The sequence below is a fragment of the Pantoea piersonii genome (genome assembly GCF_003612015.1).
In the GTDB taxonomy this organism is placed as follows: Bacteria; Pseudomonadota; Gammaproteobacteria; order Enterobacterales; family Enterobacteriaceae; genus Pantoea; species Pantoea piersonii.
In genome coordinates, this window is record NZ_RARB01000009.1 from 85991 (window position 1) to 102406 (window position 16416).

The window sequence follows — 16416 nt, forward strand, 5'->3', positions numbered from 1 at the left end:
CGCTCAGAGCTCGCTCTGTTTATGGAAACCGTCTTTCACCACGGTGCTTTCGATATTCTCTTTATTGACCTGAATCGGCGTCAGCAGGCGAGAGGGCACCTCTTTCAGGCCGTTGTTCAGCTTGCCGTTGCTGGCGGGCGTTTTGCCGTTGCCCAGCTCAATAGCGATATTGGCGGCTTCGGTGGCGAGCTGGGTGATGGGTTTATAGACGGTCATGGTTTGCGTGCCGTTAATAATGCGCTTGATGGCGGCGAGATCGGCGTCCTGGCCGGAGATGGCGACTTTGCCCGCCAGTCCCTGAGCGCTCAGCGCCTGAATCGCGCCGCCTGCGGTGGCGTCGTTGGAGGCGACCACGGCGTCGATATGGTTGCTGTTGGCGGTCAGGGCGTTTTCCATTATTTTCAGCGCGTTTTCCGGCAGCCAGGCGTCGACCCACTGATCGCCCACTATTTTAATGCTGCCGTTGTCGATGTAGGGTTTTAACACCTTCATCTGACCGGCGCGGAACAGGTGCGCGTTATTATCCACCGGCGAGCCGCCCATCAGGAAATAGTTTCCTTTCGGCACCTGCTTAACAATACTTTCCGCCTGAAGTTCGCCGACTTTCTCATTATCAAACGATATATAAAAATCGATATCCGCGTTATTTATCATGCGGTCATAGGCCAGCACTTTAATCCCTTCGCGTTTCGCCTCGGCGACGACGTTGCTTAATACCTGGCCGTTATAAGGAATGATCACCAGCACATCGACGCCGCGGTTGATCATATTTTCAATTTGCGACATTTGCGTCTCTTCATTGCCGTTGGCCGACTGCACGAACACTTTCGCGCCCTGCGTCTCCGCCTGCCTGACGAAGATGTCGCGGTCTTTTTGCCAGCGCTCAAGGCGCAGGTCGTCAATCGCCATACCGATCTTTACTTCTTTCGCTATGCCGGCATGAGTGAAGAGCGCCAGCGCGGCGCAGGCGGCTAACAGCGTAAGTTTCATTTTCATGATTTTTATCCTGTAGGTAGAGGCTGTTGTCGTTATCGCATTGGTCCAGGCGAATGAATTGTTGACCTGAGCTTCCGCCAACTTCAATTACTGATTTTTATCCGGCGATTACGTTTTTTGGTTTATTTCCATTTTTATGAGCGGGATCGAGATTTAACGTTTTTAAGAGGAACGGAGAGCAGATTTAGCGGAAGTTGTTATTAATTTGCGAGCAGACGCACAAATAATAATTATCTCAATCTGGGTGTGAAATATCGTAATTGAGCCAGCGGAAAAGGCGCAAGCAATATAAAGGCTCACGGCCGACTGTCCGGATTTTCACGCTGAGGAGCGAAACATGCACGCCTATTTCGACCAGATCGAACGCGTTCGTTTTGAAGGGGTAAAAAGCACCAATCCACTGGCTTTTCGTCATTACAATCCTGACGAAGTTATTCTTGGCAAAACCATGGCCGAGCACCTGCGTTTCGCCGCCTGCTACTGGCATACCTTCTGCTGGAACGGCGCGGATATGTTCGGCGTCGGCGCCTTTGACCGCCCGTGGCAAAAGAGCGGCGACGCGCTGCAGCTGGCGAAGCTGAAGGCGGACGTGGCGTTTGAGTTCTTTCACAAGCTGAACGTGCCTTACTACTGCTTTCACGACGTCGACGTCGCGCCTGAAGGGGACTCGCTGCGCAGCTATCAGGAAAATTTTGCGGTGATGACCGACAAGCTGCTGGAAAAACAGCAGGAGAGCGGCGTGAAGCTGCTGTGGGGTACCGCCAACTGCTTTACCCATCCGCGCTACGGCGCAGGCGCGGCGACCAGTCCCGATCCGGAAATCTTCGCCTGGGCGGCGAGCCAGGTTTGCAGCGCCATGCAGGCGACGCAGACGCTGGGCGGCGAAAACTACGTGCTGTGGGGCGGACGCGAAGGCTATGAAACCCTGCTCAATACCGATCTGCGCCAGGAGCGCGAACAGATTGGCCGCTTTATGCAGATGGTGGTGGAGCACAAACATAAAATCGGCTTCCAGGGCACGCTGCTCATCGAGCCGAAACCCCAGGAGCCGACCAAACATCAGTATGATTATGACGTAGCGACGGTTTACGGCTTTCTGAAGCAGTTTGGCCTGGAAAAAGAGATCAAGGTGAACGTCGAGGCGAACCACGCCACGCTGGCGGGCCACTCGTTTCATCATGAGATCGCTACCGCCATCGCGCTGGGTATTTTCGGCTCGGTGGATGCCAACCGCGGCGACATACAGTGCGGCTGGGATACCGACCAGTTCCCGATCAGCGTCGAAGAGAATGCGCTGGTGCTGTACGAAATTATTAAAGCGGGTGGCTTCACTACCGGCGGGCTGAACTTCGACGCCAAAGTGCGTCGCCAGAGCACCGACAAATACGATCTCTTCTACGGCCATATCGGCGCGATGGATACGATGGCGCTGGCGCTGAAGGCAGCGGCGCGCATGGTAGAAGCGGGCGAGCTGGACAAGCGCGTGGCGCAGCGTTACAGCGGCTGGAATGGTGAGTTCGGCCAGCAAATCCTGAAAGGGGAGTTTTCGCTTGCTTCGCTGGCGGCGCATGCTCAACAGCAGCAGTTTAATCCGCAGCATCGCAGCGGTCGCCAGGAGCAGCTGGAAAACCTGGTAAACCACTATCTTTATGATTTCTGAGATAACCGGGAGTAAGGCATGTATATCGGGATCGATTTAGGCACGTCCGGGGTCAAGGTAGCGCTGCTGGACGCGCAGGGGCAGGTGGCGGCGGTAAGCAGCGCGCCGCTGCAGGTGTCGCGTCCGCACGCGCTCTGGAGCGAGCAGGATCCCGAAAGCTGGTGGCTGGCGACCGATCGGGCGATGCAGGCGCTGGCGCAGCAGCACAGCCTGAGCGAGGTCAGAGCCATCGGCCTGAGCGGTCAGATGCACGGCGCGACGCTGCTGGACGCCGGGCATCAGGTACTGCGCCCGGCCATTTTATGGAATGACGGACGCAGCGGCGAACAGTGCCGCGAGCTGGAGCATCGCGTGCCGGAATCGCGCCAGATCACCGGCAACCTGATGATGCCTGGCTTTACCGCGCCCAAATTGCTGTGGGTGCGGCAGCATGAACCGGAGATTTTTCAACGGGTGGCGAAGGTGCTGCTGCCGAAAGATTATCTGCGCTGGCGGCTGAGCGGCGATTTCGCCAGCGACATGTCCGATGCGGCAGGCACGATGTGGCTGGACGTGGCGCGACGCGACTGGAGCGACGTTATGCTCGACGCCTGCGGCCTGACGCGCGACCAGATGCCGCAGCTGTTCGAAGGCAACGCCGTAACCGGTTCGCTAAGCCGCGAGATCGCGGCGCGCTGGGGCTTGCCGCCGGTGCCGCTGGTGGCGGGCGGCGGCGATAACGCCGCGGGTGCGGTAGGCGTCGGGATGACCGAGCCTGGGCAGGGCATGCTGTCGCTCGGCACCTCCGGCGTCTATTTCGTGGTAAGCGACGGCTACCTGAGCAACCCGCAGCGTGCGGTGCACAGCTTCTGTCATGCGCTGCCGCAGCGCTGGCATCTGATGTCGGTCATACTCAGCGCCGCCGCCTGCCTCGACTGGGCCGCAGCGCTGACCGGCTGCGCAGACGTGCCGCAGCTGCTGGCGGAAGCGGCGCGCGCCGATGAAAGCGCACCGCCGCTGTGGTTTCTGCCCTATCTTTCCGGCGAGCGCACGCCGCACAACAACCCGCAGGCGACAGGCGTCTTTTTCGGCCTGACGCATCAGCACCGTCGGCCGGAGCTGGCGCGGGCGGTGCTGGAAGGGGTCGGCTATGCGCTGGCGCAGGGCATGGATGCGGTGCACGAGTGCGGCGTCACGCCCTCCAGCATTATGTTGATTGGCGGCGGCGCACGCAGCGCGCTGTGGCGGCAGATGCTGGCCGATATCAGTGGTCAGACGCTCGATTACTGTCAGGGCGGCGAAGTCGGTCCGGCGCTGGGCGCGGCGCGTCTGGCGCAGCTGGCGATCGAACCGCGGGCGACGCTGCCCGCCTTAACGCGGGTGCAGCGCCACCAGCCTGATGCGGCGAGCCATCAGCGCTACCAGCCGCTGCGCGACACCTTTGCTCGTCTCTATACGCAGCTTGCGCCGCTGATGCAGTAAGCCTGTCCCGCGCTGTCGCTATCCTGTCCCGATTTGGCCTTCCTGCTGCGCTCCAGGCCCGTCATGATGGGCCTGGGTTCATATCTCAGGAGGCGCAAAATGGCGCAGGCAGCTCTGTTGGTGATTGATGTTCAACACTCTTTTCTACACCGTGATTTCTGGCAGGAAGATGACTTTCCGGCGTTTCGGCGCCATATCAGCACGCTGATCGCAGGCTGCCAGGCGAAAGGGATCCCGGTGGTGGACGTGTTTCACGTCGCGCCGGAAGGCCCCTTCTCGCTGGCGTCCGGCTGGGTGAAGCGAATGGAATTTTTGCAGCACAAGGCGACGCTGAGCGTCCAGAAACGGGTTCACAACGCCCTGACCGAATCGGGTCTGCTGCCCTGGCTGAACGAGCAGGCGATCGATACGTTGATTATCAGCGGCATTCGCAGCGAACAGTGCTGCGAAACCACCGCGCGCGTGGCGTCCGATCTCGGTTTTAAGGTACTGTTTGTTAGCGAAGCGACCCTGACTTTCCCGATGACGCATAACGGTATTACGCTCAGCAGCGCCGAGCTTATTCACCGTACCGAAACCGTGCTGGTCAACCGCTTTGCCGAGATCGTGAGTGTGGAAGCGTGCCTGGCGCGCGTCTGACAACAAGGAATGCCGTAATGCCGCAAACCGTCCTGTTTCTTACCCTGCCCGGCGTGATGGCGCTCGACCTGACCGGACCGGCGGAGACGCTGCGGCTGGCGGGAGATCGCTTCACGCTGCGCTATATCGGTCCGCAGGAAGCCGTTTTAAGCTCCACGCAGATGACCATCGCCGGCATCGAGCCGCTGCCGGAAAGCCTGCCGCCCGACAGCCTGCTGGTGGTGCCGGGGGTTTATGATTCTGCGATTTGGTTCGCTACGCCGCAGGCGGAGATGGCGCGGCGCTGGCTGCAACGACAGCAACCGCTGCTGCGCGCGCAGCAGTTTTCCCTTATCTGCGTCTGTTCCGGCGCGCTGCTGGCAGCAGAGGCCGGTTTGCTCGACGGCGTGCAGTGCACGACCCATCACGATGTGCTGTCGCGCCTGAAATCTGCCGCGCCCGCCGCGCTGGTAAAGGAGAATCGCGTCTTTGTCGATGACGGCAATATCTGGACCAGCGCAGGTATCACCGCCGGGATCGACCTCTCCCTACACCTGATTAACCGGCTGTGCGGCGCGCAGATCGCGCTGGAGGTCGCGCGTGACATGGTGGTGTGGTTCCGCCGCTCCGGCGACGATCCGCAGCTGTCGCCCTGGCTGCGCTATCGCAATCATCTGCATCCGGCGATACACCGGGCGCAGGACGTGATGATCGCGCATCCCGAGCGCGGCTGGTCGCTGGAGGATCTCGCCGCGCGGGTTCACGTCAGCGGCCGCCATCTGGCGCGCCTGTTCCGGCAGCATCTGGGCATCAGCGTGCGTGAATACCACGAGCAGCTGCGGCTGGGCATCGCGCGCCAGCGCCAGCAGCAGGGCGAAGGCGCGGAAAAAGCGGCGCTGGCGGCGGGTTTCTCTTCGGCGCGCCAGTTGCGACGCGCCCGTGACCGCTGGCGCGATCAGCTTACCCAGTGACGCTTATCGAGACGCTGAAGCCCCATCGCCAGCAGCAGACTGCCCGCCAGCGTCACGCCGAACACCCAGGGGAGATCGAGCAGCGGCCGCGACATATCGTCATAGTGGCGGGTGCGCAGGAAGTGGATAAAGAGCGCGTGAAAGCCGTAGATCGGTAGCGAATAGCGAGAAAGCGTGCCGAGCACCGGCAGCGTCCGGGCGTTCAGCGCATTCTTGAACAGCACCAGCAGGCTGATAGCGGCAATAAACACCAGCGGGCCGCAGTAGAGATACCAGCGATCGTTGAACGCGCCGTTGGCAATCAGCGCCTGTTTTGTTCCTAACGTAATGCCGATGACGCAGGCGATGAACAGCCCCGCCGCCAGCGGCGTCACGCCGCGTTTTCCGGTTTCCATGGTGCCGATAGCGCGTCCCAGCAGGGCGTAGAGCAGATAATAGATACTGTCGCCACTGACGTAGAGATTCACCGGCAGCCAGTGAAAGGGGCCGACCGCCTGATCCACCGTGTTCGGGTTCGCCAGCACCGCCAGCACCAAAACCAGCAGCGTCACATAGCGCGCCTGCACCGCTTTCACCTGAATCAGCGGCGACAGCAGATAGATGCCAATCAGCGCAAAGAAAAACCACAAATGATAAAACACCGGCTTTTGCAGCATTTTCAGCAGCGAGCGCCCCTCGCTGATGGGCGTCAGCCAGGTGATATAGGCCAGCGCGACCGCGCTGTAGAACAGCAGACAGAGCACCAGCCGCAGCAGATGGCGTGGCTGCGCGCTGCGTTCGCCGAAGAACAGGTAGCCGGAGATCATAAAAAAGAGCGGCACGCAGACGCGCGACGCAGAATTAAGCAGGTTGGCGATATCCCACCAGTGTCCGGTCACCGCCATCGGGCCGGTGATATACCAGGTGGTGGTATGGATCACGATCACCATCAAACAGGCGACCGCGCGTAAATTGTCGATCCAGCAAATCTTTTGCGACATCGGGTCCTCTTGCGCATCACATTAATGCGAAGAAGGGTAGACAGTCGCGATGCGCGCGACAACTTTTCGCGTCAGGATTCGGAGCCGTCTGGCGACGCGACGCCCGGCAGGATTTCCGGCTGCACATCGCGCGGTCAAAGGGTATACTGTCGCACTCTTTTTTCATCTACCCGACTCGCGTGCGAAATCATCATGCAAAAGTTTGATACCAAAACCTTTCAGGGCCTGATCCTGACATTGCAGGATTACTGGGCGCGTCAGGGCTGCACCATCGTTCAGCCGCTGGACATGGAAGTGGGCGCTGGCACTTCACACCCTATGACCTGCCTGCGCGCACTCGGACCAGAGCCGATTGCCGCAGCCTACGTGCAACCGTCGCGTCGACCTACCGACGGCCGCTACGGCGAAAACCCGAACCGCTTACAGCACTACTACCAGTTCCAGGTGATCATCAAGCCATCGCCGGACAACATTCAGGAGCTGTATCTCGGATCGCTGAAAGAGTTAGGCATCGATCCCACCGTGCATGATATTCGCTTCGTGGAAGATAACTGGGAAAACCCAACGCTGGGCGCCTGGGGCCTCGGCTGGGAAGTGTGGCTCAACGGCATGGAAGTGACGCAGTTCACCTACTTCCAGCAGGTGGGCGGCCTGGAGTGTAAGCCGGTGACCGGCGAGATCACCTACGGCCTCGAGCGTCTGGCGATGTATATCCAGAGCGTCGACAGCGTTTACGATCTGGTCTGGAGCGATGGCCCGCTGGGTAAAACCACCTATGGCGACGTGTTCCATCAGAACGAAGTGGAGCAGTCCACCTACAACTTCGAATATGCCGACGTCGATTTCCTCTTTACCTGCTTCGAGCAGTACGAGAAAGAGGCGCAGCATCTGCTGGCGCTGGAAAAACCGCTGCCGCTGCCGGCCTATGAGCGCATCCTGAAAGCCGCGCACAGTTTTAACCTGCTGGACGCGCGCAAGGCGATCTCCGTGACCGAGCGCCAGCGCTATATTCTGCGCATCCGCACCCTGACCAAAGCCGTGGCTGAAGCCTACTACGCCTCTCGCGAGGCGCTGGGCTTCCCGATGTGCAATAACAACAAGTAAGAGGCAGCCATGACTGAAAAAACGTTTCTGGTGGAAATCGGCACCGAAGAGCTGCCGCCGAAAGCTTTGCGCAGCCTGGCCGAAGCCTTTGCTGCACAGGTCACCGCCGAGCTGGATAGCGCCGGTCTGGCGCACGGTGAAGTGCGCTGGTATGCCGCGCCGCGCCGTCTGGCGCTAAAAGTGGCTAAGCTGAGCGCCGCGCAGCCCGATCGCGAAGTCGAAAAACGCGGCCCGGCCGTGTCTGCCGCCTTTGACGCCGACGGCAATCCGACCAAAGCGGCGGAAGGCTGGGCGCGCGGCAACGGCATCACTGTCGAGCAGGCTGAGCGCCTGAGCACCGACAAAGGCGAATGGCTGGTTTACCGCGCGCAGGTAAAAGGTGAATCCGCCCAGTCGCTGCTGCCCGGCATGATTGCTACCGCGCTCGGCAAGCTGCCGATCCCGAAACTGATGCGCTGGGGCGCGAGCGACGTGCAGTTTGTGCGCCCGGTGCACACCGTGACGCTGCTGCTGGGCGACGAGCTGATCCCGGCCACGATTCTCGGCATTGAAGCTGGACGCACTATTCGCGGCCACCGCTTTATGGGCGAGCCTGAGTTCACCATCGACCACGCTGACCAGTATCCTGAGATTCTGGAAACGCGCGGCAAAGTCATCGCCGATTACGCGGTGCGCAAGGCGCAGATCAAAGCCGATGCGGAAGCGGCAGCGCGTCAGCTGGGCGGCAATGCCGACCTGAGCGACAGCCTGCTGGAAGAGGTGACCTCGCTGGTCGAGTGGCCGGTCGTGCTGACGGCTACCTTTGAGGAGAAATTCCTCAAGGTGCCGGCGGAAGCGCTGGTCTACACCATGAAGGGCGATCAGAAATATTTCCCGGTCTATGACGACGCGGGCAAGCTGCTGCCGAACTTTATCTTCGTCACCAATATCGAATCGAGCGATCCGCAGCAGATTATCGCCGGTAACGAGAAGGTCGTACGCCCGCGTCTGGCGGATGCCGAATTCTTCTTTAATACCGACCGTAAAAAGCGTCTGGAAGATCATCTGCCGCGTCTTGAAACCGTGCTGTTCCAGAAAGAGCTGGGTACGCTGCGCGACAAGACCGACCGTATTCAGGCGCTGGCGGGCTGGATCGCCGCGCAAATCGGCGCGGACGTAAATCATGCGACGCGCGCCGGTCTGCTCTCCAAATGCGACCTGATGACCAATATGGTGTTTGAGTTTACCGACACCCAGGGCGTGATGGGGATGCACTACGCGCGTCACGACGGCGAAGCTGAAGATGTGGCGGTAGCGCTCAATGAGCAGTATCAGCCGCGCTACGCCGGCGACGATCTGCCCTCTAATCCGGTAGCCTGCGCGCTGGCGATCGCCGACAAAATGGATACCCTGGCGGGCATCTTCGGCATCGGTCAGCATCCGAAAGGCGACAAAGATCCGTTTGCGCTGCGCCGCGCCGCGCTGGGCGTGCTGCGCATCATCGTAGAGAAGAACCTGCCGCTCGATCTGCAAACCCTGACGGAAGAAGCGGTGCGTCTGTACGGCAGCAAGCTGAGCAACGCCAACGTTGTAGATGACGTCATCGACTTTATGCTGGGCCGTTTCCGCACCTGGTATCAGGAAGAGGGCCACAGCGTCGATACGCTGCAGGCAGTGCTGGCGCGTCGTCCGACTCGCCCGGCTGATTTCGATGCGCGTATGAAGGCGGTGTCGCACTTCCGCACGCTCGATGAAGCGGCGGCGCTGGCGGCGGCGAACAAGCGCGTCTCCAATATTCTGGCGAAATCGACCGAAACGCTGAATGAGAGCGTGCAGGCGTCGCTGCTGAAGGAGAACGAAGAGATCCAGCTGGCGACCTTTGTTACCGCGCTGGGCGATAAACTGCAGCCGTACTTCGCTGAAGGCCGCTATCAGGATGCGCTGATCGAACTGGCGCAGCTGCGCGAAGCCGTCGATAACTTCTTCGACAAAGTGATGGTGAACGCCGACGATCAGGCGGTGCGGGTGAATCGCCTGACGCTGCTGGCGAAGCTGCGCGAGCTGTTCCTGCAGGTGGCGGATATTTCGCTGTTGCAGTAAGCGATTTATGTAATGAAAAAAGGGACGAGAAATCGTCCCTTTTGTTTTTAGGCGAACATCATCGCCACAGACCGCTAGGCAGCCGGCGGCGCGGTGCGCGCAAAGCTCTCGCGCTGGAACAGATTCTCCGCCAGCTTCACCAGCGCCGGGCGATCCACGCACCAGTTCGGCACCACATGACGGAAGTTGATGTAACCGATCATGCAGCCCGTTGCGATATCGGCCAGATTAAGCGTGCCGCTGTTCAGCAAGCGCCCTTCCGCCGCAAGCGTTTCCAGCTTATCCAGCCCGCGCAGGATCTTTTCCCGGTGGCGCGTCAGCACCTCAGTGGACTGCTGCTCCGGCGCGCGCAGCTTTTCGCGCACGATAATGCTGGCGCAGTCGCTGACGCCGTCCGCCAGCCGCTCTATCTGGTGAATATGCAGCGCCAGCCAGGCGTCGTCCGGCAGCAGCGCGGGCGCATCGCCGCGCAGTTCCAGATACTGTGCGATGACAGAGGAGTCGAACCAGGCGTGCTGCTGATCGTCAATCAACGTCGGCACCTTGCCCAGCGGATTATGGCGCGAGACGTGGCTATCGGGGCTGTAAGGCGCATCGTTAACGAATTCAAATACAATGCCTTTTTCCAGCAGAATGACCGATATTTTTCGTACAAATGGGCTGGTATAGCTGCCGATCAGTTTCATCACTCTTCTCCGCCATCAAAGGTTAGTCAGCTCTCATCGGGAAAAAGAAAGGGGTTCAGGCTACTGCGGGAGAACCCCTCCTGCTCCATGCGCGCATCCAGCACCAGCGAGGCGAGATCGTCCGCTACCGGCTCCAGCGCCGGATCTTTTTCCTGATAGAGCATCTTCAGATAGGTGCCGCAGTCGCCGCAGCTCTCTGCTTTAACCGACGCCTTCTCGCTGTCCAGCGACCAGTAGTGCAGATCGCGCGTCTGTTCGCAGTTGCTGCACTTGCTGCGCGCCACGTACCATTCGCTTTCGCACAGGTTGCAGTGCAGATAGCGTAGCCCTTGCTGCGTGCCGAGATGCACGACGCTTGCGACCGGCATGCTGGCGCATACCGGGCAGAACTGCCGCTGTTCGCCATATTCGGCGCGCGCTTTGCCCGGGATCAGCGCCGCCATCTGCGCCCAGTAAACCGACAGCGCGGCCCAGATAAAGGGCGCTTTATCGCTGCTGACCAGTGCGAACTCGCCCGCCAGCAGCGCGCTGGCCAGGATTTCCAGTTCGCCCGCGGCGGTTTTTTCCAGATTCTCCAGTACCGCCAGCGCCTGGCCGGTCATCTCCGGCTTCAGCTCGGCGATAAGTGAGTGCAGCAGGCGCTGCCAGTGCCCATCGCGCGGCAGCGTGTGGATATCCAGCGGCGGTTTGCCTTCGGCGGCGCTCTGCACCAGACGATCGTAGAGATCCTGGTGCAGCGGATGGTCATACAGCACGATCTCCTGCGCCTGCGCGATCTTGGCGGCGAAACGCAGATAGTCGCCAAGGGGATTTTTCGCCGCCAGCTCGCGCAGTCGCGCGGCGCGGCGGCTATAGAGATTCTTCAGCCGTGGAAAAAGTAACGGCGGAATGGTATCCGCCGTGTTTTTTTCGCTCTTCTCCAGCTGGTCTTGGGGGATGATGCGAATACTCATCAGGGGCGTTTTTCCTGTTGTAGTGAGCGGTTACGCTGCTCGCGGTACCAGCGGGGATGGTGCTTCTTCGCCCATGCGGAGCTTACCCAGCCTTCGACCATCGCCGTAATGGTGCCTTTAACCCACAGCGCCGCATAAATGTGCACCATGATCACAAGAATCAGGCCCACGGCGGAGAGAGAATGTACCAGCAGCGCCGCGCGGATCAGCGGGATGCTGAAGGCGCCAGCAAACCAGGGGCGCCAGATCGCTACGCCGCTGAGCAGAAGCAGCACTAAGCTGATGATAGCAGCCCAGAACACACACTTCTGGCCAAAATTATAGCGGCCAGTGTCGCCGACCTCTTCATTAAGGGCAATTTTGTGGATATTGCGCGCCCACAGCAGATCCTCTTTATCCAGCAAATTGTGATGCCAGTAGCGGAAAAACATCAGGATAAAGGCGAAGAACATGGTTACGCCGATAAAGGGGTGCAAGATACGCGCCAGTTGCGGCGTGCCCAGCACGTTCAGCAGCCAGTTGAAGGAGGGAAAGAGGAAACCCAGTCCGCTCAGGGCCAAAAGCACAAAACAGAAGGCGACAATCCAGTGGTTGATACGCTCCGGCGCGCGGTAACGTATGATGCGATCGCTTTTTTTCATTCTTCCTCTTCCTTATGCTGCTCCTCTTCGACCCGATTCGGACCTACACCGACATAGTGAAACACCGAGGCGGCGAAGGTGGCGGCAAAACCTATCGCCGCCAGCGGTTTCCAGATCCCTTTCCAGAAGGTTACGGTCGGGCTGATGCCGGGGTTCTCCGGCAGCCCATGATAGAGCTGCGGCTTGTCGGCATGGTGCAGCACATACATGACGTGGGTGCCGCCAACGCCTGCCGGATCGTACAGACCGGCGTTTTCAAAGCCGCGCGACCTGAGGTCGGCGACGCGCTCCGTTGCCAGCTGCTGCATCTCCTCTTTACTGCCGAAGTGGATCGCGCCGGTCGGACAGGTTTTGACGCAGGCCGGTTCCTGACCCACGTTGACCCGATCGACGCAGAGCGTGCACTTATAAGCGCGGTTATCCTGCTGGCTGATGCGCGGGACGTTAAACGGGCATCCCGCAATGCAGTAGCCGCAGCCGATGCAGTGATCGGACTGAAAATCGACGATGCCGTTGGCGTACTGCACGATGGCGCCGGCCGACGGGCAGGCTTTCAGACAGCCGGGATCGGCGCAGTGCATACAGCCATCTTTGCGGATCAGCCATTCCAGGCGGCCATTCTCTTCCACTTCCGAGAAGCGCATAACCGTCCAGGCTTTGGCATCAAGATCGGTCGGGTTGTCGTAAATGCCGATATTGTGTCCAACCTCGGCGCGGATATCGTTCCACTCCGAGCAGGCGACCTGACAGCCCTTACAGCCGATACAGGTGGTGACGTCGATCAGCTTGGCGACCTGCTGCCTGTGATCGCGCGCCTGCGGCGCTGGCGTGAGGGAACTGGTCGCGGAGCGACGAATAATGTCCTGTGTGGAGTAATCCATGTTCGTTCTCCGTTACGCCTTTTCCACTTTCACTAAAAAACCTTTATATTCCGGCGTTTGCGAGTTAGCGTCGCCCACTGACGGCGTCAGCGTATTGGCGAGGAAGCCTTTGCGCGTCGTGCCTTCAAAACCCCAGTGACAGGGGATACCGATGGTATCGACCGGTTTGCCGTCAATGTGCAGACGCTGGAGACGTCGCGTTACCACCGCTTTGGCTTTGATATAGCCGCGGCGGGAGGTGACCTTAACGCTGTCGCCCGCCTTGATGCCTTTCTCCGCCGCCAGTTCTGTACCAATCTCCACAAACTGCTCCGGCTGCGCGATGGCGTTCAGCAACGCATGTTTCGTCCAGTGACGGAACAGTTCGGTGATGGAGTAGGTGGTCGCGACGCAGGGATAATCGGCCGCCTCGCCCAGCTGTGCGGCATCGCGCGTAAAGAGGCGCGCTACCGGGCTATGGCTCTGCTGCGGATGGAGCGGATTGGCGGCCAGCGGGCTCTCCATCGGCTCATAGTGCTCAGGAAACGGCCCGTCGGCCATTTTATCGAGCGCGAAGAGATGGCCCAGACCGTCCGGCTGCATGATAAAAGGCCCGGCCTGCTGCTGCGGCGCCATCGTCAGCGGATAGTCCGGCACGTCGATGCCCTGCCAGCGCTGGCCGTCCCACTCGATCAGACGGCGATTCGGGTCCCAGGCTTTGCCCTGTTCGTCGGCGGAGGCGCGGTTGTAGAGAATGCGGCGGTTCGCCGGCCAGGCCCAGGCCCAGCCGGAAACCGCGCCCAGGCCGGAGGGATCGGCGTTATCGCGGCGCGCCATCTGGTTGCCCTGCGGTGTCCAGCTGCCCGCATAGATCCAGCAGCCGCTGGCGGTGCTGCCGTCGTTGCGCAGTTCGGCGAACGAGCTAAGCTGCTGACCCTTTTTCAGCAGCAGCTTGCCGCTGGCGTCGTAAACATCCTGTAGGGCGCGGCCGTTGCTCTCCTGTGCCACCTCTTCCGGCGAGGGATTGGCGGGATTGCTGTAGTCCCAGCGCATCGCCATCAGCGGTTCCGGCGCGACGCCGCCTTCCTGACGATAGAGTTCGCGCAGGCGTAAAAAGAGATTGCCGAGAATTTTGCCGTCGTGCAGCGCTTCGCCCGGTGGCTCGGCGGCGGCCCAGTGCCACTGCAGCCAGCGCGACGAGTTGGCGACCGAGCCATCCTCTTCGGCGAAGCAGGAGGAGGGCAGGCGGAACACCTCCGTCGCTATCTGCGCGGGATCGACGTCGTTGAATTCACCGTGTGGCTGCCAGAAGCTGGCGGTTTCGGTGCTGAGCGGATCGATCACGACCATATACTTCAGGCGCGAGAGGGCGCGGCACGCTTTATTTTTGTCAGGGAAAGCGGCCAGCAGGTTAAAGCCCTGAATAAGGGCGCCGTTCATTGCGCCCTGTTCCATCATCTCCGCCTGGGCCATGCAGTCGTAGCTCTTGTCCCACTTGGGTAGCCAGTCGTAGCCCCACTGATTCTCCGCCGTGGCGTTATCGCCGTAAAAGCTCTTCATCAGGCTGATAAAGAACTTATCGGTGTTCTGCCAGTAGTTAACCTGGCCCGGCAGCGACGCGACGGGCGTCGCTTTTTGCAGATAATCCGCCAGCGTCGCCATCTTCTCCGACGGCAGCGGTAAATAGCCCGGCAGACTTTGCGACAGCAGGCCGAGATCGGTATAGCCCTGCACATTAGAGTGGCCGCGCAGCGCGTTAATGCCGCCGCCCGGCATGCCGATATTGCCCAGCAGCAGCTGGATCATCGCGGCGGTGCGGATAATCTGTGAGCCGTTCGTATGGTGCGTCCATCCCAGCGCATAGAGGATAGTGGCGGTGCGGTTGGGCGCGCTGGTGGTAGCAAGCTGCCGACATATGGCGAGGAAGGTCTCATGCGGCGTGCCGCACAGGCGCGTTACCATCTCCGGGGTGTAGCGGCTGGCGTGCGCCTTTAGCAGATTCAGCACGCAGCGCGGGTGGCTAAAGCTGTCGTCACGGCGCGCGTGGCCGTTCTCATCCAGCTCATAGTGCCAGCCAGCGCGATCGTACTGGCGCGTCGCCGCGTCATAACCGCTGAACAGGCCCTCTTCGAAGCTGTAGCCGTCGCTGACGATCAACGCGGCGTTGGTAAAGGCGCGCACGTACTGCTGCTGGATCTGATTGTGCTGCAACAGATAGTTGATGACCCCCATCAGGAACACCACGTCGCTGCCTGCGCGTACCGGCGCATAGAGGTCCGCCACCGACGCTGAGCGGTTGAAGCGCGGATCCACGACAATCACCTGCGCGTTATTGCTTTTCTTCGCCTCGATTACCCATTTAAAGCCGACCGGGTGTGCTTCCGCTGGATTGCCGCCCATGATCAGCACCACGTCGGCGTTTTTGATGTCGTTCCAGTTATTGGTCATCGCGCCTCGGCCGAAGCTGGGCGCCAGCGCGGCGACCGTCGGGCCGTGGCACAGCCGGGCCTGGTTCTCCAGCGCGACGATGCCGAGCGCGCGGGCGAACTTATGGTCGAGCAGGCCAGTTTCATTACTGGCGGCCGACGAGCAGAACATGGCGGTGGTCGGCCAGCGGTTGACCGTGACGCCCGCGGCGTTGGCCTGCTGGAAGTGAGCGTCACGATCCTGCTTCATCAGGCGGGCGATGCGCTCAAAGGCCTCCTGCCAGCTGATGCGCTGCCATTTGTCGCTGCCTGGCGCGCGATACGCCGGATATTTCAGCCGCTGGTCGCTGTGAATGTAGTCGAGCACGCCTGCGCCTTTTGGGCAGAGCGAGCCGCGGCTGACCGGATGATCGGGATCGCCTTCAATATGGTAGATAGCGGCGCTGGCATTTTTAGCGCCGTCGCCGAGGCTGTAGATCAGCATGCCGCAGCCGACGGAACAGTAAGTGCAGTTATTACGCGTCTCTCTGGCGCGAATGAGCTTATATTCCCTGACGCTGGCTAATGCGGTTTCCGGGGCAAAACCCAGCAACGCCGCGCTGGTTCCCGCCATGCCGCCAGCGCAGATTTTGAAAAAACTCCGTCTGGTAATTTGCATTTATCTTTCTACTTTTATTGGCTCCATTGCGAAGCTATGCAAAATAACAATCCTGACTGCGCCTTATTTGACTGAGGTCAATAAGTTAGGCTTTAGTAATGCTTTTTTTAAATTCTGTTTAAAGACTTTCAGGGATGAGTCGCTTTATCCGCCTGTTTTCCGGGCGGCGATAAAAATATGTTCCTTAATTAAAACGGTTGTTAAAGCGCAACGGAAAATCATTCTCATTTCTGCAGCTAAGGTGCGCCGCATCGGCATCGGCTATCTTTTCACCGCATAATTTGTATAGCGGTTTTTTTGCGCTACAGGAGACAACAGGGCAA

Annotated in this window: 14 protein-coding genes; 7 read left to right on the forward strand and 7 right to left on the reverse strand. The window is 60.0% G+C overall.

From position 1 onward, the window contains the following. Positions 1-3 precede the first annotated feature (3 nt). A complete protein-coding gene (xylF, locus tag D7S44_RS19750) occupies positions 4-996 on the reverse strand; it encodes a D-xylose ABC transporter substrate-binding protein (RefSeq protein WP_120457782.1) in 993 nt (330 codons plus the stop codon). 337 nt (positions 997-1333) lie between these two features. On the opposite strand from xylF, the gene xylA reads away from it, so the two are divergent. The 4 genes from xylA to D7S44_RS19770 all read left to right on the forward strand — a co-directional run bounded on the left by xylA (position 1334) and on the right by D7S44_RS19770 (position 5706). Further along, positions 1334-2656: a xylose isomerase gene (gene xylA / locus D7S44_RS19755; protein ID WP_120457783.1), complete on the forward strand. Its 1323-nt coding sequence runs from the start codon at positions 1334-1336 to the stop codon at positions 2654-2656. 18 nt (positions 2657-2674) lie between these two features. Next, entirely contained in the window at positions 2675-4117 is a 1443-nt protein-coding gene (gene xylB / locus D7S44_RS19760; protein ID WP_120457785.1) for a xylulokinase, read from the forward strand. Positions 4118-4216: 99 nt separating this feature from the next. After that, positions 4217-4756, forward strand: a complete 540-nt coding sequence (locus tag D7S44_RS19765) for an isochorismatase family protein (RefSeq protein ID WP_120457787.1) — start codon at positions 4217-4219, stop codon at positions 4754-4756. A 17-nt stretch (positions 4757-4773) separates the two neighbouring features. Beyond that, complete coding sequence (locus D7S44_RS19770) at positions 4774-5706, forward strand: GlxA family transcriptional regulator (protein ID WP_120457789.1); 933 nt, start codon at positions 4774-4776, stop codon at positions 5704-5706. Here the strand turns inward: D7S44_RS19770 and D7S44_RS19775 are convergent. Further along, positions 5691-6686: an acyltransferase gene (locus tag D7S44_RS19775; RefSeq protein WP_120457791.1), complete on the reverse strand. Its 996-nt coding sequence runs from the start codon at positions 6684-6686 to the stop codon at positions 5691-5693. The two genes, D7S44_RS19770 and D7S44_RS19775, sit on opposite strands and share 16 nt — an antisense overlap. Before the next feature lie 192 nt (positions 6687-6878). Here D7S44_RS19775 and glyQ point away from each other — a divergent pair, with 192 nt between their 5' ends. Then, positions 6879-7790 carry a glycine--tRNA ligase subunit alpha gene (gene glyQ, locus D7S44_RS19780; RefSeq protein WP_120457793.1) on the forward strand — a complete coding sequence of 304 codons (912 nt, stop codon included), beginning with the start codon at positions 6879-6881 and terminating at the stop codon, positions 7788-7790. Positions 7791-7799: 9 nt separating this feature from the next. Further along, positions 7800-9869, forward strand: a complete 2070-nt coding sequence (glyS, locus tag D7S44_RS19785; RefSeq protein WP_120457795.1) for a glycine--tRNA ligase subunit beta — start codon at positions 7800-7802, stop codon at positions 9867-9869. A gap of 74 nt (positions 9870-9943) precedes the next feature. Here the strand turns inward: glyS and D7S44_RS19790 are convergent, their stop codons facing one another. Genes D7S44_RS19790 through fdnG form a run of 5 tightly spaced genes read right to left on the reverse strand, consistent with a single transcriptional unit; the run spans position 9944 to position 16048 of the window. Then, a complete protein-coding gene (locus tag D7S44_RS19790; protein WP_120457798.1) occupies positions 9944-10555 on the reverse strand; it encodes a glutathione S-transferase in 612 nt (203 codons plus the stop codon). A gap of 26 nt (positions 10556-10581) precedes the next feature. Next, positions 10582-11508: a formate dehydrogenase accessory protein FdhE gene (gene fdhE, locus D7S44_RS19795; protein ID WP_120457800.1), complete on the reverse strand. Its 927-nt coding sequence runs from the start codon at positions 11506-11508 to the stop codon at positions 10582-10584. Then, positions 11508-12149 (reverse strand): formate dehydrogenase cytochrome b556 subunit, encoded by a 642-nt coding sequence (gene fdoI / locus D7S44_RS19800; RefSeq protein ID WP_120457802.1) that lies wholly within the window; start codon positions 12147-12149, stop codon positions 11508-11510. The genes fdhE and fdoI overlap by 1 nt, the downstream gene beginning before the upstream one ends. Beyond that, positions 12146-13030 carry a formate dehydrogenase subunit beta gene (gene fdxH / locus D7S44_RS19805; protein ID WP_120457804.1) on the reverse strand — a complete coding sequence of 295 codons (885 nt, stop codon included), beginning with the start codon at positions 13028-13030 and terminating at the stop codon, positions 12146-12148. The genes fdoI and fdxH overlap by 4 nt, the downstream gene beginning before the upstream one ends. A gap of 12 nt (positions 13031-13042) precedes the next feature. Then, positions 13043-16048 carry a formate dehydrogenase-N subunit alpha gene (gene fdnG / locus D7S44_RS19810; RefSeq protein ID WP_240629502.1) on the reverse strand — a complete coding sequence of 1002 codons (3006 nt, stop codon included), beginning with the start codon at positions 16046-16048 and terminating at the stop codon, positions 13043-13045. Here fdnG and D7S44_RS23920 point away from each other — a divergent pair. Beyond that, on the forward strand, positions 15942-16373 hold the full coding sequence (locus tag D7S44_RS23920; RefSeq protein ID WP_240629504.1) for a hypothetical protein: 432 nt from the start codon (positions 15942-15944) through the stop codon (positions 16371-16373). The two genes, fdnG and D7S44_RS23920, sit on opposite strands and share 107 nt — an antisense overlap. Positions 16374-16416 lie beyond the last annotated feature (43 nt).